Raw genomic sequence first — 20126 nt, 5'->3', positions numbered from 1 at the left:
CAAGCTGAAATTTGCTAAATCGTTATTTTCAATAATTTACGAAGGTTTATCGTTATGTCTTACGCTACAGAATATCAAGCCTCAATTGACTCACCCGCAATATTTTGGGGTGACAAGGCCAAACAATTGCCTTGGTTTAAAGCGCCTGAAAAAATATTGTCTACTGATAAAAATTGTATTCAACGATGGTTTGCTGATGGCGAAATGAATACCTGCTATATGGCCCTCGATCATCATGTTGCTCAGGGGCGTGGCGAGCAAGTCGCACTCATTTATGACTCACCTGTTACCGCAACAAAAAAGCAATTTAGTTATCGCGAGTTACTTGAAAAAGTATCACGCTTTGCAGGCTTATTGCAAGCCAACGGCGTGGGTAAGGGCGACATAGTGGTCATTTACATGCCTATGATTAGCGAAGCTGTTATTGCGATGCTGGCGGCCGCTCGTATTGGTGCCGTGCATTCGGTGGTGTTTGGTGGCTTTTCTGCTCACGAACTTGCTGTACGTATTGATGATGCGCAGCCGAAACTATTGATAACGGCATCATGTGGGGTCGAGGTTAACCGTATTATTGAATACAAACCTATGATTGATGAGGCAATTGAACTTGCGGCTTATAAGCCGGCGCGGGTTATCTTGTTGCAACGTCAACAGTGTATTGCGAACATGCAACACGGCCGCGATATTGATTGGGCTGATGCCGAAGGTTCAGCGCCACTTGCCGACTGTGTTAGCGTAAGCGGAACCGATCCGCTTTATATCCTCTATACCTCAGGAACAACCGGCAAACCTAAGGGGGTTGTTCGTGATAATGGCGGGCATGCTGTTGCCTTAAAATACTCAATGTCGGCAGTTTACAACATGCAACCGGGTGATGTGTTTTGGGCTGCGTCAGATATTGGTTGGGTAGTGGGGCATTCTTATATTGTGTATGCGCCACTGTTACATGGGTGCACTACTATAGTGTATGAAGGTAAGCCAGTAAAAACCCCTGATGCCAGCGCATTTTGGCGAGTGATTGAAGAGTATGCAGTCAAAGCTATTTTTGCTGCACCCACCGCATTTAGAGCTATTCGAAAAGAAGATCCTGATGCTAAATTACTGGCGAAGTACGACTTATCCTGCTTAGAAAGTGTGTTTATGGCAGGCGAGCGACTAGACCCTCCCACCTATGAATGGACTAAGAAGATAACCGGAAAGCCGGTCATCGATCATTGGTGGCAAACAGAAACAGGTTGGGCCATTGCTGCAAACTTAATTGGGATTGAAAGGTTACCTACAAAACCGGGGTCGGCGACCAAACCAGTGCCTGGTTTTAATGTACAGATACTTGATGCAAACGGACTGCCTCTTCCAACGAATTCGCAAGGTGCTATTGCGATTAAATTACCTTTACCTCCTAGTTGCCTTAGCACCATTTGGGGCGATTTTGGTCGCTTTGATTCGGGCTACCTAAGCGAATATCCTGGATATTATTGCTCAGGCGATGGTGGCTATATCGACGAAGACGGCTATTTGTTTGTAATGGGTCGAACCGACGACGTTATTAATGTTGCAGGGCATCGCTTATCAACAGGTGAAATGGAAGAGGTTATCGCTGCTCATGACGCCGTAGCAGAATGCACCGTTATCGGTGTTTACGATAATATCAAAGGCCAAGTGCCAGTAGGATTAACCCTATTAAAAGACGGTGTGAATATAAGTGAGGCAGACTTACAAGCTGAGTTAGTTGCTATGGTACGAAAAGAAATAGGTGCCGTTGCCTGTTTGAAGCAAACACTGATTGTTGAGCGTTTACCCAAAACCCGATCAGGGAAAATACTGCGTAAATTGTTACGCCAGATAGCAGAAAATCAAGAGTTTGTTATCCCTTCCACTATCGATGATCCTGCAAGTATCGACGAAATTAGGGCAATTATGCAAAACAATGGATTGGTAAAACCAACAGCGCAAGCGTGAAGTTAGTGCATTAACCTTTATTGATTAGATGGATTGGATAAATTAGATATAAGTTAACCATTTTCAAATTTTAAAGAGGCTAACTTTACTTAACTACGCAGTTTAATAAGGACTGATTATTAGGCGTGAAAGGCAGCAATGTAAGCAGCGGTGGAGGCCGCATACATTGACTTGCTTGTGAGGGGGGGTTCGACAATTACGATGAACAACTGTAATACGACGTCCCACCCAGTTCAAAAAACTCAAATGGTTTTAGCCTGTAGTATTTATCCTCAATTTCCTTCGACTGCTCGGCGTATGGCTGCGTCATGATTTTCTGCAACTCTCTTACTAGCGCGTAGTTTCCAGCGGTCGCTTGCTGATACGCAGGCACTACAAACCATTCTCTCAATATATATTTTGGATTGACGAGTTTCATCTGCCTAGAGATTTCATCGTCACTGCGCGGCGCAGCAACATTATCGCTGGCGATGAGCGACTTCCATTTTGCAAGCCATTCTGACCAACGTAGGTCCATGTCTTCTGAGTCCTTGTAGAAGCTTTTTTTGAGAGGGGCAATGTTCTCAGGCAGCATTGAGAGCTCGCGGAAAAAGAGAGTGTAATCTACTGGCGTTTGCGCCATCAGAGATTCGAGCTCACTAAACAATGCCTTGTTAAAAGTGCTGAGTCCAAGTTTGCCGGCCCACATCTTTTCCATTTGAGCTTGCATCACGTTTGAAAAACCATCTTGGATTTCATCAAGCTGTTGTAGATAGTCTTGTTGCAGCGAGTTCTTTTTTGAAGGTTCGTGTTGCAAAGTGCCCTGGTACGACGTCAGCAATGGCCGCAATGCGTTGCAAAAGCTTTTGAAGTTTTGTTGTGCTGCCACCGGCTGGTTCATAAACGAAAAATGATGGCCACCACCAGTCCATGATTGGAAGTGTGGATCATACACATCGCAAAAACCAAATGGACCGTAATCAAGTGTGAATCCACCTACTGAGCAATTGTCGCTGTTAAAATTGCCCTGACAAAACCCAACGCGGATCCAGTTTGCTACAAGCGATGTAAGGCGGCTGCGAAACTCACATGCCAACATCAACACTTTTTCGGCGGTGGATAGTTGATTATCGATGACATCAGCATACTCACGTTCGATCGCGTGCAATACGATTTTCTCTAACTCCTGCATCGCTTTTGGGTGTTCATTTTTGCGGGCACGACGACCAAAGAGCTCAAGTTGACCTACTCGGATGAAAGACGGTGCAACGCGGGTCGATATGGCGACCGGTTCCGATATAAGCATGTCGGGATCTTTGGAGCGCGAGCCCTCAGAGTACCAAGGTCGTTTAACGTTTTCCGACTTAGAAACATACAAGCTCAAAGACCGTGATGTGGGCACGCCAAGCGAATGCATATGATCCTGAACAAGAAACTCTCGAATACTCGACCGCAAGACAGCACGACCGTCCGCGCCGCGGCAGTAGGGTGTGCGTCCGCCACCTTTAAGCTGCATTTCCCAGCGTTGGTCTTGGATGACGGCCTCAAGGACTGAAACGGCGCGACCATCTCCATATCCGTTGCCGGTTTGGAACGGACACTGCTGTACATATTCGTTGCCATATATGGAAAGAGCGTACCCAGTCGCCCAACCGAGTTTACGCATCGGCTTTGGCAACTGAGATAAATCACCTGAAAACATGCTTATAAAGTCGGCTGATGTTGCCATGCTGTCAGCGAAGCCTAGTTCGCGAAAAAAATGTTTGCTATGGGCTATATACTCGGGATCTTCGATTGGAGTGGGATTGACGGGCACATAATGACCCGTGAAAACTTGTCGCGGCAAGTAATCGATCCCATTTTCTTTAGCATCAGGGTCGCAATTAAGCGTGTCCTGCAGTGAGTAATCTGCCAACTCTGCGAGATCCTCAAGGGTTACGATTGAAGGAGACGTTACCTTGGGCAGTTGATTAGTCATAAAAATACTCCACGCCAATGGCGTTATAAATACTGCGCAGCTGCGGAAAAACCACACACCGCAACTGATAATTGTCTGTATGCAAAACATAAACGTATCTGCATTGACCTGATGTAGAAATTTTTTCTATTCGTGTATTTGCTATTTATCCCCAATTATTAGCTGGATGATTATGAGCAGCACGTAAACTTTGAAACGCATGCTATCACCAATTGCCAATTAATAAATTAGGGGCAGAACAAAATTAAATGTCAGTAGTAATATTTATGGCGTCATTAATGTTGCTTGCAACCTATGACCAGTTGGTTGATCAAAATTTCGCAACGAAAAAACTTGGTTGCAGGCTGTTTTTGAGAAAAATCAGTGTGAATATTTATTTGAAATTATTACAAACAGAGTTAAGTTTTATATTTTTGCATAGAGTTAGTTAAATTTCTACAGTGAGGCACCAACGTGAAGTTAATATTATTGGTGTCGTTCAATAATTGGTAAAACCCGTAATGGTTTTTTGAGGTGAAGCAATATTCCGCCTTCAATTAAAATATTCGCTAGTAAGGCTCTTTTCTTTCTTGCATGTGCTTGACCATCAATATGGTTGGTATTTGGGTTCGGGAACTGACTCGGGTCAAATTAGAGTAGGAATAGGTACAGGATTAACTAGAGGAGGAGCACCGCATAAATCAGGAATGACAGTATTGGACAGCAAAACATTTGAATTACTCAAAACAATTAATTCTAGATGAGTTGTGCATGAAATATGGGTTAAGAAACAACATTAATACAATAGGGTTTATCTAATAGTAATTCGGATTAATGCTAATTAATATTTGTTATCATATTTCGATTTACTGATAATTTAAACCAAACCCATAGGAGAAAAGTGGTTGGTAACTTTTATCATTTTTATCACTTTCATGCATTTTTGGTTGTGAAAGTTGTGGCCAGCTATGGGACAACTTTCCTTGAAAATTGAAGTCTCCAAACAATACCTCAGCAACCCCTTGCCCCTCTGAACCAGGTAACCAAGCAGTAATGAAAGCCTCTGAATGAGCTAGCTCTTGGTCCACAATTAATGGTCTACCAGAAATTATAATCGTCACTACTGGAATGCCTTTACTGCTGATATTTTTGATGGTTTGTAAATCTTCAGGGTAAAGTTTGCTTAACTCAATGGAATGCCCATAAGCCTTTAATAGTTTAACTTGGCCATTAATATTTGAGCCGACGTCGGTGATTTTTTTATCATCGTCTCTGATATCACCCATGCCTTCTGAGTAAGGTGATTCCCCTATAACGACTATTGCCACATCATGTTGCTGTGGATCTGCATCTAAACCAGCACCGTTTTCACTTAACTGTGCGTGCTTTGTTATGTCGTTTATTCCTTGCCAAATTGAGGTGCCACCTGCAATTTTTTCATTGCCCGACACGCCCTGCCAAGTAATCGTAAACCCACCACATTGATGGCCTATATTATTAGCACTTTTACCCGCGACCAATACTCTAGTCGATTTTGATAAGGGTAAAATATTATGTTCATTTTTGAGTAGAACTAATGATTTCCTTACGGCCTCTCGGGCGACAAGTCGATGTGCAATACTGCCAAATGAATCATGATTAGACCATTTGCGATCTCTAGGCCTGCGCTTTTCAAAGAGGCCAAGAGCAAGCTTAGCCGTTAATATTCTGCTTACTGCATCGTTGATACGATCAATAGACACAGTGCCCAATTCAACATGGCTGAGTAAATGCTCTATAAACATTGGCCAATTTCTTGGCACCATAAACATATCAATACCAGCGTTAACACCTTTCGCCACGCCTAAATAAAAGTCATCAGCCAAATAATCTATACCCTGCATATCTGATATAACAATACCGTTAAAGTCCATTTTTCTTTTAACGTGTCGACTAATAAAAATTTGTGGGCATGACACTTATCGCCGTTCCAACTGCTAAACGACACCATTACACTTAATACCCCAGCTTTGATAGCTGCTTGGAAAGGCGGCATGTGTAAAGCCTGTAGCTCGTTAAAACTTAATATGGTATCGCCGTGATCAATACCATGGTGAGTGCCGCCGTCACCAATCCAGTGTTTAGCGCAGGCCATGACAGCGTTTTCAGATAACTGCCCTTGCAAACCATCAACTATTTTTGCTGCATATTGGCTGGTGATCGCGGGCATTTCAGAGAAGCTTTCGTAACATCTGCCCCAGTGATGGTCTCGAGCCATGGCTAAGTTAGGCGCAAACGTCCAGTCAACACCTGTGGCCAGTACTTCTTTTGCTGTTACTTGGGCTATTTTTTTTATCAGCTGGGTATCATTAGCGGCACCTAAACCAATATTATGTGGGAATACAGTGGCACCATTTACATTGTTGTTACCATGAACTGCATCTAGCCCATAGATAATGGGAATGCCTAAATGGTTCTGGTCTTTTTCAGTTGATGCCATCCAATAGGCGTCATTCATTTCTACCCAATCTTGCAGTTGGTTGTTACCCGGGCAAGAGCCTGCACTGCTTAATATGGAACCAATATGATATTTTTTCGCTTGCTCTGGTGAACATGTTGTACGTTCAGCCTGAGTCATTTGACCCACCTTTTGTTGAAGTGTCATGCTACTTAATAAAGCCATTACTCTATTTTTGAGTGCTGTATCTTTTGGGTTTTTAATCATCAATTATCTCGAACTCATCCTTCAGCCCAGTTTGTGAACAAGCCCCCAACCAAAGATGAAATTGTCCAGTCTCTGTTTTAAGCTGCATATTCCTATCATAAAACGCCAGTTTATCAGTACTCAGTTCAAATGTGACCCATTCATTTTTGCCAGCAGTGAGCTTTACACGCTTAAAATCTTTTAATTCTTTGACTGGGCGGGTCACACTGCCCACTAGATCGCGAATATACAACTGTGCTATTTCTTCGCCATCAGTATCGCCAACGTTAGTCAACAACACACGAACCACTAATGTCTCGCCTAGCTTTAATGTTTTGTGGCTAAGCTCAAGGTTTTGATAACTAAATTGAGTATAAGAAAGGCCAAAACCAAATGGAAATAAGGGACTAAAATGAGTGTCTAAATGAGTGGCGGCCATACCAAGTGAGGTTTGCGGTGAATGCACAGGTATATTATCCATGTGTATAAAAGCCTGTTCCGTTGCAGGCTTGCCAGAATGTTTTTGTGCGTAGTAAATCGGCACTTGTCCTACTTTTCTGGGGAAGGTAACGGGCAACTTACCTGAGGGACAGGCTTTACCAAATAATAAATCTGCGATGGCGGGTCCACCCATTGTGCCTGGATGCCAAGCAAACAAAACCGCATCTACTTTAGGCAATACTGTTTCTATCGTTAAGGGTCTACCGGCCATGATCACTAACACAATGGGCGTGCCTGTTTCGGCGATAGCGTTGATTAACTGCTCTTGGCAACCGGGTAAATCAATTTCAGCTCGGCAATGAGCTTCGCCTGATAAGATGGACTCTTCACCTAAAATTAATATGGCTACATCTGCAGTGGAAGCCGATTTAACTGCCTGTTTAAAGTCAGCCTGATCATGACTGCGAGATGTTTGCATCGCCTTAACATGATGAATATTGGCCTTACCTGACAATTCTTGTGTAATAGCGGTTAAACAGGTTTGACTGTGCTGGGGATCACCGTCAAATATCCAGGTGCCTAGTTGCTCATAAGGATCATCCGCTAATGGCCCAATAATAGCGACTGAGTGTAAAGAACCTGCTGATAGTGGCAGTATATTTTTATCATTTTTGAGCAACACACAACTTTTGATTGCAGCATCTTTGGCTGCCTGTAAATTTTGCGAGTTGAGAGGTTTAGGTAGCAAGCTTGCATCAGTGTACGGAGAGTCAAATAAGCCTAACTGCCACTTAAGGTGTAATATTTTTTTGACCGCGTTGTTAATTTGTCGCATGTCTATGCGGCCTTCGGCTACTAAATCTGGTAAGTGCTCAAAATATGCGGAGCTAACCATTTCCATATCAATCCCAGCATTTGCGGCTTCGTAAGCTGCGTCTTTGTTGTCTTTGCTGAAACCATGAGTCGTTAATTGTATAACTGACTCCCAATCGCTAACTACAAAGCCTTTGTAATCCCATTCTTCACGCAATATGTCAGTCATTAACCACTTATTACCTGAGGCGGGCACACCATTTAGATCGCTAAAAGCTGCCATAAACGTGGCGACACCCGCATCGGCAGCTGCTTTAAATGGCGGCAGATATACATTGCGAAGTTCATTTTCTGGAATATTAGTGGTGCTGTAATCACGACCACTTTCACCCGCACCGTATCCTGCGAAATGTTTGGCGCAGGCCGCAATACTGCCATTTTTATGTAATTCATCACCCTGAAAACCTTGCAACATGGCGACACCTAGGACAGAACATAAATAAGGATCTTCACCTAAACTTTCTGCAATTCTACCCCAACGCGGATCCCGGCTAATATCGATCATTGGCGCAAAGGTCCAATTAACACCTACAGAGGCAGCCTCTAGTGCACTGATATGAGCGCATTGCTTGACCGTTTCAACGCACCAACTTGCGGCTTGTCCCAAAGGGATTGGAAATATAGTGTTAAAACCATGGATTACATCACGACCAATTAGCAGAGGAATGCCTAGTCGACTTTCTTCCACTGCTAGACGTTGTAACTCATTTACCGTGTGTAGTCTAACTTCATTAAGTATCGAGCCTACCCGGCCTTGGCGAATCGAGTAGGCAAGGTGTTCAGTTATATGTTCCGAGTGACTAAAAATCTGACTCATTTGGCCAATTTTTTCTTGCACTGTCATACTATCCAAAATACCGACCAACATATCGGGTTCAGCGGAGCGCGAGTGGGGCTCAATTGATACTTCGTTTGAAAGACTTGATGACATTAAAAACCTGTGACAACCCTTATGACCAAAATGAGGCTAAGTTGTGTGTTGTTAACAATACATTTACTTATATGCTTAACAGTATTTTACTGGGGGATTTACACAATCTAAACAAGCTAGGATGGACTTGATGTGAGATAGGTTGGATAGGGTATTTAGTCGTCAATAATAATCATCTTTAAGATGTTATGGTTATGTAAAAAACCGCTTCAACTTATTAATTGTCCTCTTTTGTCGTTTTAGTATTGTCGATTACTATATTCTGTGTAGTGTCGTTAACAATCATGTCGTGTGTGTTGAGAACCACTGGGTTATCTACCTGTAATAGTCTCTTTCATCCGACCTAACCCAGTGATGGAAAAACGTATATGAGCGCCCAGCAACATTTCGAAACAGCACCCGAAGACAAAATATCACTCTCCAAAAAGCTTATTTATGGCTTAGGCGCATTTGTAAACAACATTTTAGCTGCCGCAATGGGAGGCATGGTAGTCGTCCTAAATTTAGGGTTGGGAATGAATCCGGCGTTAGTGGGTTTAGTGAGCGCATTACCCCGTCTAACAGACGCGATTACCGATCCGCTGATGGGGTATATTTCTGATCATACCAAGTCTAAGTGGGGGAGGAGACGGCCTTACATATTTTTTGGGGCAATCGCGGCGGGTGTTCTTTTTGCCCTGTTATGGCAATTTCCTAGAGGTTACAGCGAAGAATTTTATTTTTGGTTTTTCCTGATAGGTTCAATTATTTTTTTACTGGGCCACACATTGTTTGCTACTCCTTGGGTGGCATTAGGTTATGAATTAACACCTGATTATCACGAACGGACGCGTTTGATGGCGGTGCAAAATGCGATGGGTTATGTGGCGTACTTAGTCGCACCTTGGTTTGTGTGGTTTATGCAGCTTGATAGTTTCGATGACATTATTGATGGTGCGGGTTGGTTAGCCATTATTATTGCTGCTTTTACGGTTACGGTCGGTGTACTCCCAGCATTGTTGCTAAAAGAACGTTTCATTGTCCCTCCAGCTGGTCAGCCTATGCCAGACAGCATATCTGATCCAAATGACAAATCGATTAAAGGCGCTATTAAAGGCTTTTTTAAAGGTTTTATTGTTACTCTGAAGTTTAAGCCTTTTCTCTATTTGTGTGCTGCTACATTTTTGGTATTTAACGGTTTTCAATTGGTGGCTTCATTTCAAATTTACGTGATTATTTATTATGTATTTGGAGGCGACCAATCTATGGGTGCCGAGTACTTTGGATGGGCTGGAACGGTTATGGCAGGCACCACATTTGCGGTTATATTTTTTGTTTCTTGGTTATCGACCAAAGTGGGTAAAAAACGCGCCTTTTATTATGCCACTGCGGTTTCAATGGTTGGGTATTCGTTGAAGTGGTTCTTCTATCATCCAGATTACCCTTGGCTGGTGTTGGTACCGGCACCCTTCATGGCTTTTGGATTGGGAGCTTTATTCACTTTGATGGGCTCAATGATTGCTGATGTGTGTGATATGGATGAATTGAATACTCACGAAAGACGTGAAGGTATGTATGGTTCAATATTTTGGTGGGTGGTCAAACTGGGTATGGCTGTAGCGCTCGCTGGCGGTGGAATATTATTGAATTACACTGGCTTCGACGTAAAGTTAGGCGGCGCACAGTCCGAACAAACCATTTATTTGATGCGCATTTTTGATGCCTTTATTCCAACACTCTGTTCAGGCATTGCAATCTGGATGGTTTACAAATACCCAATTACTGAAAAAAAGGCGCTTGAAATTCGTGAAGAGTTAGAAAGAAGAAGGCAAGCGACCTAATATATTAAAGCCTTAAAATTGTAAGATTGAGAAACGAAAAAAGCATGAAATCAATGCCTCCATGCTTTTTTTTGTTAGATACAATGCCATAACTTACGAGTTTTAATCAGCGGCTGAACACTAGAAATTTATCTATTTAGTTTATTCACTAAAAAGCGCGCAAGCAGGTGTGAAATCCAGTGGGCAGATGTATAGACTATCTAATTGAGTCGGTGGGAATAAAATAAAATGCCGCTTACTCTCAACTAGATTAGTTACACCAGCTACGTTGTCGGTGACATCATATCGCTCTGCAATCCTCGATTGTTTACCAACCTAGAAGCTAATTAAAATGTTGTTATATCAACGGAAATCTATAAACATATTGGCTGTCAGGCGACCTGTGTAGGGGGAACTATCAATGTCTGTTTTTGTTTTGACTATAGTTGAATGCAATAAATTTCCTGGGTATATAACTAGGCGATTTGGCTTATATTCAACTTCATAATAAAGCTCATAATGCTTATCAGAACTCGTCACATAATTCTTTGAAGGTTCTCCATTTTTAGTGACGTACTTTTTTACAGAATCAACATAATTTTCACATCTATTTTCACTGATCCTCTCATACCCAGTTGGAATATGACGAAAAAAACCGGTGTTTCCATGAGAGCCTGGATTCAAATAATGTAACACTGCGAAATGGTAGGGTTTGCTGGTGTCGAAGTGAGGCATGCACTGTAAAAAGTGTAATTCGCTTTCTTGTTTAGTCAGCAGGGAATAGCTCTGATTCAATGGCTCAAGGTTTAACTCGATTGGTATCTTGTAAACTTGACAAATTCCACGATAGACCGCTTGCAGGACAGTTATGACATATGGTTGAGGTAAAGTGGCACGAATACCAGGATAAAAGGTGACTTGATCATCAGAAAACTTGCTTGCAGTGCAGGCAAAATTGATGACATCAGTATTATCGATTGCAAGGTCATCGATTATTATAAGAGGTGTATTTTCTACCCCTACTTGAATAATTTCAGCTTTAATATGGGGATTAATTAGGAAACTTGGTTGTTTCTCTTGCATGCGTTAATAAGATCCTAAAAATTATAAGGGTGAGACAGGTAGTGTTCTCACCCATTTAAACAGTGTAGAAGCTATGTGTTCACACTAGATGGACAATAGTGCTTGATAAAATCATTACTATCCGGCCAATTTTGAACTTTTCGCTTCACCCCAGATTTAATATTATTTAAGAAATCACGCAGTTCATCATCGCCCATCATATCGACAATAGGATGATATTGTTCTGGCATTAGCCCTTGCCCCATCATTACTTGTATCCATGAGGTTTCACCAAACAATTCGTCTGCTTTCTTAAATACTTGTCCACTGTCTTTGAATAAAGTCATACGATGTTTCAGGCTTTCTGGCACCTCCATACTGCTACAGTGACGCCAAAAAGGGGTGTCTTTTCGCTCGGTCAAATTATAGTGAAGAATAATAAAATCTCTTATGTGCTCTGCTTCTTCTTTTGTTTGAACATTGTATTCATCTATATCTGACTGCTTAATACCTTGTGACGGAAACATTAGCAATAAGCGCACAATTGCCCTTTGAAACAGATGTATGCCAGTGGACTCTAATGGTTCAATAAACCCAGATGACAGCCCCATTGCTACGCAGTTCTTAACCCAGTGTTTTCTTCGCTGGCCAGTTTTAAATTTTATGACGCGTGGTTCGTTTAAACGCTCACCTTCAATATTGGCTAACAATGTTTTTTTAGCCTCATCGTCAGACATATATTTGCTGCAAAAAACAAAACCATTACCGGTTCGATTTTGTAATGGAATTCGCCATTGCCAGCCAGCATCGTGTGCAATTGCCCGGGTATAAGGTACGGGTCTACCTACGGTTTTAGTTTGTACTGCAATGGCGCTGTCGCAAGGAAGAACATGGCTCCAGTCATCATAACCAGTGTGTAATGCTTCTTCGATCAATAATCCTTTAAAGCCGGTACAGTCAATAAATAAATCGCCTTCGACTACTTGACCAGATGCAAGAGTAAGTGAATCAATGAAGCCTGATTTATCATTCAAATTGACTTTATCAATTTTTCCTTCGACACGTTTGGCATGGTTTTTTTCAGCTATCTTTCTCAAAAATTTGGCATAAAGACCAGCGTCAAGATGATAAGCATGATTTAGGTCCTGTCCAGCTAGCACCGCAAATTTTCCTTCCCTAGCACCCAAATGCTCTGGAACATAATCACCGATATCAGAGGCGATACCGCGTTCACGTCCTTTTAGCCAGAAGTGCTGAAAACCAGCAGCCCAACAACCTTGTCCTAAAAAGCCAAAAGAGTGTAAATAGTCTTTTTTAACATCGCGCCAGTTTTCAAAGGAAATACCTAATTTAAAGGTAGCATTAGTAGCAGCCATAAACTCTTGCTCACTGATCCCCAATAACTGATGAAAAATATGCAATGTGGGAATGGTGGCTTCTCCAACACCAACCGTCGGGATATCATCAGATTCAACCAGTACAATCTCTAGATTTTTACCTATTAATTTTGCAAATGCTGCTGCAGCCATCCATCCTGCAGTGCCGCCTCCGGCAATAACTACCTTATTGATTTTTTTATATTGTGTTTTCAAAATGAAACCTTAGTAATTAATGTTAACGTTTAGCCTGACGAACTAACTTAATGTGTATCGATCATTGTTTTAATTTATTTAAAAGGTCAGCTCTTAATCTTTTTGCTGCTAATTTATCGTGTGGTTTTGACAACACACCCTTCACGGTGTCAGGAATATGCTCTAGATTTTCCTCATCGTGACTGAAAACATAATAATCAAAATGCGCTTTCCATGCTTGTCTCTGTGCCAATGGTAAATCTCGTAAACTAAGCATAGCTAACATTAATGCATTGTTAGGGCGGCCCATAAATGCGGGACTATCTCGCCACCAGTGAGTAACCAATACTCCCAGTGCATCTAAACTTTCAACATGATGCCACCACATACTAGGAAGGAAAAGAGCATCACCGGCTTCTAATTCAGCCACTTGTGCGGATGCTAATGCCTGTTCAAATTTTGGATGCTTAACCAAGTCAGGCTCATCAAAGTCAACTAAACTTATGTCTTGTCCACCAGGTGAAAACTCCATTGGACCAACATATAAGTTAGAAATTTGTTCTGGGGGAAATAATGTGAATTTTCGACGTCCCACCACACAACAAGCCAAATTATTTGGAACATCATAATGAGCCGCTATTTTACTGCGGTTGCCTAACCATATCGTAATTAATGGATTCAGGTGATCGATGGACGCATTATTGGTTTCATTATATCCTGGAAACCACTTATTAATTTCGGTAGAACCTACATACATAGTCGGAGAGTTGGGATCGTCGATGTGTGCAAGTAACTTGTCTAATACCTGATTTAGATTAGCTTTTGAACTTACAAAATTGAACCCAGTCATCTTGTCGTTGTAAAAAACCCGGCCTTTTGTTTCAGGCTCGCCGTAGTAAGCATTAACAGGGATATCTGCATAGAAATTCCGTAGATAATCAGCAGCCTTGCTAGAGGATTCTTTGCCTGTAATTACTGCAGGCCATTTGTCTGCAAAACCTTTAAGAACTAATGGTTGCGAAGAGCTTAGGACAAATTCAGGAATATCACCTGGCTGGCAATAATTAATTTCTTTGACTTTTTTATTTATATTTAGCAAAAGAATATCCGTTAAAACATGCAGTTAATAACTACAAACCTAAAAGCTTATTTTTTCTATTTAATAAACCCCGTATATTAGATTGTGACGCAATAGCCATATAAATGGCTTGCAGATAGCCGCTTACATGTAATGTCGTTAATATTTCGCTATTGAGTTCAGTTAATTTTTCTTCATTAATTATATAAAACCCTACCATTTGGTGTTTGGAATTATCGTTTAACTCAACGTCTAAAGAGAACGGCTCTAATAATTCATGTTCTATTAACAGGCCTATAAAAATCTGACTATCCAAGATCCCATGATGCATGGTTTCAAGCATATCGGCGCAACTATCTAAATAAGGTGTGTTACCACCAAATTCTAAAAATAATGCTTCGCCTTGTTCCTTGTTGACTCTTGGATGGTCTATATCAATGTGTAATACCCTTTGTTCCTTATCTTCCCCATCCTCATTGATTTTTTGAACACCGATTAAAAAGGGTTGTCTGGCTACACTTAATGGAATATATTCTGCGTCCCATTTGTTCCCTGTTAAAAACAAGTTTTCCTGATCTTGAAAACCAAATAATGCCACAGAAATGAATTGCCCTGTACTGGCATCTTTGTTAAAAAATATTGGGTAATAAGCTTGAACACTTCTAAACTCGGTTGGAAAAGTAAGGCTATACCAAAGGTTATCACCGTATTGTTTTGAACGTTCGGTAATTACTTTTAATTCTTGATGTTCGATACTATTGAGTAGTACATTATTTGCCATTTTCATTCCAAATTTTGTTCATTAACACTGCTTAACATTTTGATAGCCAGTTGTTTATTAAAACGTATGTGCTGGCTATATTTTTGGTAAGCCATATTGTTTAATTTTATTAATCAATTCACGATTAGTCGGTAAAGCAGCTAGCAGTTGTCTGCTGTGCTTAACGTTTTCATTAAATAACCTATCAGCATTTTTAGATAAATCGATTCTTTTTTTGCGAGCAGAGTTGGTAATAAAGCCCATACCATATAAAATATATTGAAAACTAGCTGGGGGAAACATTTTTCCTGCTTCGTCACCATCATAGTGATATGGAGACTGGGTTTTCCAAAGTATCAATTGTTCCTGTAAACCTTCAGGGAAATGCGTTTCATCCCTATTATCTCGCCAATAATCTGAATCAACTCTTTTACTTAATACATAGTGTAACTTTAGAAACTCAATGATGTTGTCCCAGCGATGCAAAAACTTAATGTTAAATTGTTTCGCTACTATGTCCATTGTTTGGCGTGTGGCGGGTAGTTGTTCGCTGATCATTTTGGCCGAAAGCTCAATTAATGCTAATGCAGTCGCTTCTAAAGGCTCAATGAATCCTGCGGCTAAGCCCACCGCTACACAGTTTTTGTGCCAAAACTTTTCTCTATGCCCAGGGTTAAAGCCGATTTTACGAATACTACTAACCTGAGCCGCACTTTTACCTATTATAGGGGTAATATAGTTGCGTAATGTTTGCTCTGCTTTTTCATCAGAGAGGTGAGCGCTGGAGTAGGTATAACCGACGCCTCGACGAGACGGCAGAGCTATGTCCCATACCCAACCTGCAGTTTGTGCTGTAGAACATGTAAAAGAAGAAATTGGGCTGTCTGGGGTTTGGTGAGGCACATGCACGGCCAAGGCAGAATCATTAAATAAAATATGTTTTTTACCAACAAAAGGCACTGAATAGTGTTTAGCTAACAAAATTGATGAGGTACCAGTACAGTCAATAAATAGGTCACCTGATATATCACCATGTTGCTGGGTAGTTATAGAGGCAATATCTCCATTTTCTGCGGCGTTAACTTGGCCAACATGATCGACTATGTGTTTGATACCTAAATTTTTTACACCATGTTTTTGTAAAAAAACGCAAATTTACCAGCATCTAAATGATAGCCATAGTTGGCACTAAAGTCGTATTCAGCAGTTGAAATTTGTTTTGGTGCATAGTCATGTTCTCCCAAGTGACTTTGCATACACACTGCATCAGCAAAACTTATTTTATCTCTGAAAGGTTGCCAAAATGGGGCAAGATTGGTTTCATTAAATCCACGCGGTAGTGTAAAAGGATGATAATAATACTCATTGGTATTGGTCTGCCAATTTATAAATTTTGTGCCTTGCTTAAAACTGGCATCACATTCAAGTAAAAAATCGGTTTCCGAAATACCCATTTTTTTAAGGGTGCTTCGCATAGTTGGCCATGTACCTTCACCTACTCCGATAGTGGGAACATCTGCCGATTCAACAAGTGTGACCTCAATGCCTGAAACGGCATCTGTGGAGTGTTCAGCGGCAATGATACCTGCAGTTAACCATCCAGCAGACCCACCACCAACTATCACTATTTTTTTTAATGGCTTGTGCATTTGGTTACTCAATATTAAACATTTTTCAAAAAAAGGAAAAGTAGGATCACTATAATTTGCGCTTAATTTTAACCCTTTAATACATTACTTCTACGGTCAAAAAGACAATGTTGATCATACGTAACAGGTAAATTAGGTTTCATAGTAAGTATTATTTTATCTTTTTTGGAAAAAAACTTTGGTTAATAAAAAAAGACCGCTGATTTACGTTAATCCAGCGGCCTCAATAATTGACTTAATACATTAAGCTGTTACTAAAAAGTGTAACGTGCGCCTAATACATAGCGTGCACCCTGTTGAATAGAATCAAGTACCTGTGTTTCGCTTCGGCCACTAGTACGTAGATTTTCTGCAGTCAGGTTAATAGCATTAAAGTATACATTTAATCCTTCAACTTGAGGTAAATCGTAACTTACAGTTAGATCTATTTGGCCATATTCTTCAATGTAACGAGGACCTGGACCTGCACCACCATCCTGCACAAGGGCTACTATGAACTTATCTCTCCAGTTGTAAGCTATACGTGCAGAGAAACCGTCCATTTCATAGAAGCCAACCACGTTAGCCGAATCACTGATACCTAATTCAGCTAGTTGAGGTGTTAACACAAAGTCATCATGTTCGTTATCAGTATTCGTTTTGGTATAGTTAACTATGCCGCCAAAACCACTTTCACCAAATAAGTGTTGCACTGCAAATTCTAAACCATCATAACCAGTAGTGCCCGCAACATTAAGTGGAGTATTAACCTTAAAGTTCATTAATGGGTCAGTTGCTGTGTTACCTGCAATAACGATATTGCCAGCTTCTAAAGTAACAAGCGGGTCAGTTGCACCATAAGTGTCATATATGTACTGACGCTGTAACGTTGTATCGTTACCAACAGCAGTCCTAGCTTCATCTCCATAAGGCCCAATAGCCGGATTAACTATGCTAAGTTGAGTGTCGACTGGTAGTGTTAAAATATCGTTTTCAACATCTTTGGTGAAATAACCCAAAGAGACATAGCTGCCCTCGCCATAATACCACTCTGCTGAAATGTCGATGTTCTGAGACTCAAGTGGCAACAAAGCTGGGTTGCCAGTATTGCCAATTCCGCCATCAATTCTTGCACCTGCTTGCAAGTTAGTACCACCAATCATTTGATCGTATCTGGGACGACCAATTGTTTCACTATAAGCTAGGCGAAGAACCACGTCATCAGTCACATTTAAATTAAAGTTAATGCTTGGTAAAGTATGGTTATAGCTGGCTTGTTTGGTTTCATATATGATGTTCCCAGATCCCACTAAGGTAACTTCACTGACACCATTCCAAAGAGGAGAATCAATATACTCAGGCACCGAGGAAGTGGCAGTTACATCGGTTTCTTCATAACGTAAGCCAAAGTGAATGTCATAAAACATATCACCTATTTCACCATCATAATTATATTGTACATAAACAGATGTCATTTCTTCTTTGGTAAATTGGTCTACTTCTGAGCCGTAGTCACTTGATGGGCAGAAAGAATTGCCGCAATCGCCTAAAGCTGCGGGTTGCACACTCAAAGTACTCGCAGCAATATCTCGTACAGCATTAAAGTTAAATGGGAAGTAATTATCTAAGACCTCTACTTGGCCACCAAACCCATCAAAATTACCACCACTTAGGTTGTCAAATTGAGCTGAAATGCTTCCGCGCGGAAACAAATTATCACCAAAGTTACCAGCGGCACCTTCTCCACCCCAGTTATTACGTTGCACATTTTTAAGTCTTGCGCGGTTTTCTGAGCTGGTTAAAGATAAACCAAAATCGATACTACCTAGTTCTTCTTCTAGGATGTATTCACCACTAAACTGGGTTTGAGATATGTCAGCTTCGTTCTTTTTGTTGGTAAACACACTTCCGGTAACCACAAAGTCTGCTGCAACAATAGAATTACCACCTACAATCGATAAAACAGGTCTGTCACCACTAAAATCTGTGGCAGAAGCTTGACGAACGAAAGCAGCTAGCTGGATTTCATTACCCGAACCTAAGACACTATTTGGGTTACTGTCAGCATTAGATTCATGATGGTCAAGTTTTAATTTTAAGTTGTCACTGGCTTGCCATTCTAGGTTTAAGCCTAGAGACTTAGTTTCATCTTTAACACTGAAGTCACTACCACCTATGGCGACATCTGCTGGATTACCAAAGGTTTCAGAATATACCAGTGGTGAAGCGATAGGACCATCTGTCCAAATGTTTTCACTAGGTCCAAAATTGTACCAAGCAGAAATAACGTTGCTTTGTGTGTCGTTCGTTTTTGACACATAGGTGTAATCGACTGTTGCGGTAAGATTATCCATAGGTTTATATTGAAGAACTAACTGAGCATTAGTTCTTTTTCGTTGCTGTTCTTCAAACTTATAAATGGTGTTTTGCGGTACTGAATATATGTCATTGTCACCTGGACGATTTGTTTGTGAAGCGTCTTTGGCTACACCGCCCCACACTGCATTAGAACCACTCCAATTAGTATCTTGGATACCTGAAAAAGAGCGATAATATGCTATTTTGGCTTGTTGACTTCCACTTTCGCGTTCTGAATAACTGCCTGATATTGACACACCAAACTTACCGTCGTCAGATGTATTTGAGTAGAGTCCAGACAATTGTGGGGTTGTGCTGCCTTTCTTCGTAGTGGTGTCATCTAATGCTTCCACACTAAAAGTTGCTTTCTGACCAGGGTTACTGAGTGGTTTGTGAGTTAAAATATTAATAGTGGCACCAATACCACCTGTAGGCACATCTGCTTTTGATGTTTTGTAAACTTCTACGCCGCTGACACCTTCAGCAGCAAGATTAGAAAAATCAAATGAACGCTCACCTGTAGTGGTTGGCATTTGGCGACCATTTAAAGTCACTAGGTTACGATCTGGGCCAAAACCACGAGCACTGACCTTGGAACCTTCACCGTTAGAGCGTTCAATGGAAATACCGGTGATCCGTTGCAGAGATTCTGCTAAGTTACTATCTGGAAACTTACCTATATCTTCGGCACTAATCGCATCAACAATTCCGCTTGAAGAGCGCTTAATATCCAGAGACTGGATCATACTGCTGCGTATTCCCTTAACGCTGATCACTTCTACTTCATCTCCTGCTTCTTGTGCAAAGCTTGGCGCTATACCGGCGATGCCTAATATAAGCGACATACTTGCCGCTATAGGAGTCTTACTAAATATTTTGGTTTTCATGTGTGTCCTCAATTTTTTGTTTTCAATAGTAGTGGAAATCGTGTTCAAACTATTATTATCTAGCGAGCCTGCGCCAAGTTAAAATATTTTAATTATTACGATATTTTTAACAAAAGGTTCTACGTCTTCATAAAATTCTTGCAGCTAAGATTGGTTACAT

General features: G+C 41.1%; 10 protein-coding genes and 2 pseudogenes. 2 read left to right on the top strand and 10 right to left on the bottom strand.

Annotated elements, in window-relative coordinates; genetic code table 11:
* Positions 1-54: 54 nt before the first annotated feature.
* Positions 55-1959 (top strand): propionyl-CoA synthetase, encoded by a 1905-nt coding sequence (locus C427_RS14205; protein WP_007638864.1) that lies wholly within the window; start codon positions 55-57, stop codon positions 1957-1959.
* 196 nt (positions 1960-2155) lie between these two features.
* Here the strand turns inward: C427_RS14205 and C427_RS14200 are convergent, their stop codons facing one another.
* The 4 genes and pseudogenes from C427_RS14200 to C427_RS14190 all read right to left on the bottom strand — a co-directional run bounded on the left by C427_RS14200 (position 2156) and on the right by C427_RS14190 (position 8823).
* Entirely contained in the window at positions 2156-3916 is a 1761-nt protein-coding gene (locus C427_RS14200) for a protein adenylyltransferase SelO (RefSeq protein WP_187292363.1), read from the bottom strand.
* An 845-nt stretch (positions 3917-4761) separates the two neighbouring features.
* The gene (locus C427_RS27610; RefSeq protein WP_236613784.1) at positions 4762-5679 is read right to left on the bottom strand and encodes a glycoside hydrolase family 3 protein; all 918 of its coding nucleotides are present in this window, start codon (positions 5677-5679) and stop codon (positions 4762-4764) included.
* Positions 5653-6512: pseudogene (locus C427_RS27605) on the bottom strand (glycoside hydrolase family 3 protein); the annotation flags it as partial. The pseudogene C427_RS27605 and the gene C427_RS27610, both read right to left, overlap by 27 nt.
* A 79-nt stretch (positions 6513-6591) precedes the next feature.
* On the bottom strand, positions 6592-8823 hold the full coding sequence (locus C427_RS14190) for a glycoside hydrolase family 3 N-terminal domain-containing protein (RefSeq protein ID WP_007638848.1): 2232 nt from the start codon (positions 8821-8823) through the stop codon (positions 6592-6594).
* 368 nt (positions 8824-9191) lie between these two features.
* Between C427_RS14190 and C427_RS14185 the strand changes: the two genes are divergently transcribed.
* On the top strand, positions 9192-10643 hold the full coding sequence (locus tag C427_RS14185; protein WP_007638846.1) for an MFS transporter: 1452 nt from the start codon (positions 9192-9194) through the stop codon (positions 10641-10643).
* A gap of 342 nt (positions 10644-10985) precedes the next feature.
* Here C427_RS14185 and C427_RS14180 read toward each other — a convergent pair whose 3' ends face one another.
* The 6 genes and pseudogenes from C427_RS14180 to C427_RS14155 form a co-directional block, all read right to left on the bottom strand.
* Positions 10986-11705, bottom strand: coding sequence for a DUF6445 family protein (locus C427_RS14180; protein ID WP_007638845.1), 720 nt, complete (start codon positions 11703-11705; stop codon positions 10986-10988).
* Between the two features lie 71 nt (positions 11706-11776).
* A complete protein-coding gene (locus C427_RS14175) occupies positions 11777-13213 on the bottom strand; it encodes a tryptophan halogenase family protein (protein ID WP_051075221.1) in 1437 nt (478 codons plus the stop codon).
* Between the two features lie 124 nt (positions 13214-13337).
* The gene (locus C427_RS14170; RefSeq protein ID WP_007638843.1) at positions 13338-14354 is read right to left on the bottom strand and encodes a cupin-like domain-containing protein; all 1017 of its coding nucleotides are present in this window, start codon (positions 14352-14354) and stop codon (positions 13338-13340) included.
* Between the two features lie 31 nt (positions 14355-14385).
* Positions 14386-15114, bottom strand: coding sequence for a SapC family protein (locus tag C427_RS14165; protein WP_007638842.1), 729 nt, complete (start codon positions 15112-15114; stop codon positions 14386-14388).
* Positions 15115-15189: 75 nt separating this feature from the next.
* A pseudogene (locus C427_RS14160) lies at positions 15190-16742 on the bottom strand (tryptophan halogenase family protein).
* A 254-nt stretch (positions 16743-16996) separates the two neighbouring features.
* Entirely contained in the window at positions 16997-19966 is a 2970-nt protein-coding gene (locus tag C427_RS14155; RefSeq protein WP_007638839.1) for a TonB-dependent receptor, read from the bottom strand.
* Between the last annotated feature and the right edge of the window lie 160 nt (positions 19967-20126).

Source organism: Paraglaciecola psychrophila 170, from assembly GCF_000347635.1.
Lineage (GTDB): Bacteria > Pseudomonadota > Gammaproteobacteria > Enterobacterales > Alteromonadaceae > Paraglaciecola > Paraglaciecola psychrophila.
The sequence above is the reverse complement of the archived record's forward strand: the minus strand, read 5'-3'. Positions and strand labels throughout refer to the sequence as shown.

What these genes read in the sequence shown, in the direction of transcription:
- C427_RS14175 (WP_051075221.1), bottom strand. Translation starts at nt 13,213, where the DNA reads ATGGCTGCAGCAGCATTTGCAAAATTAATAGGTAAAAATCTAGAGATT.
- C427_RS14200 (WP_187292363.1), bottom strand. Translation starts at nt 3,916, where the DNA reads ATGACTAATCAACTGCCCAAGGTAACGTCTCCTTCAATCGTAACCCTT.
- C427_RS14205 (WP_007638864.1), top strand. Translation starts at nt 55, where the DNA reads ATGTCTTACGCTACAGAATATCAAGCCTCAATTGACTCACCCGCAATA.
- C427_RS14165 (WP_007638842.1), bottom strand. Translation starts at nt 15,114, where the DNA reads ATGGCAAATAATGTACTACTCAATAGTATCGAACATCAAGAATTAAAA.
- C427_RS14180 (WP_007638845.1), bottom strand. Translation starts at nt 11,705, where the DNA reads ATGCAAGAGAAACAACCAAGTTTCCTAATTAATCCCCATATTAAAGCT.
- C427_RS27610 (WP_236613784.1), bottom strand. Translation starts at nt 5,679, where the DNA reads ATGTTTATAGAGCATTTACTCAGCCATGTTGAATTGGGCACTGTGTCT.
- C427_RS14155 (WP_007638839.1), bottom strand. Translation starts at nt 19,966, where the DNA reads ATGAAAACCAAAATATTTAGTAAGACTCCTATAGCGGCAAGTATGTCG.
- C427_RS14185 (WP_007638846.1), top strand. Translation starts at nt 9,192, where the DNA reads ATGAGCGCCCAGCAACATTTCGAAACAGCACCCGAAGACAAAATATCA.
- C427_RS14190 (WP_007638848.1), bottom strand. Translation starts at nt 8,823, where the DNA reads ATGTCATCAAGTCTTTCAAACGAAGTATCAATTGAGCCCCACTCGCGC.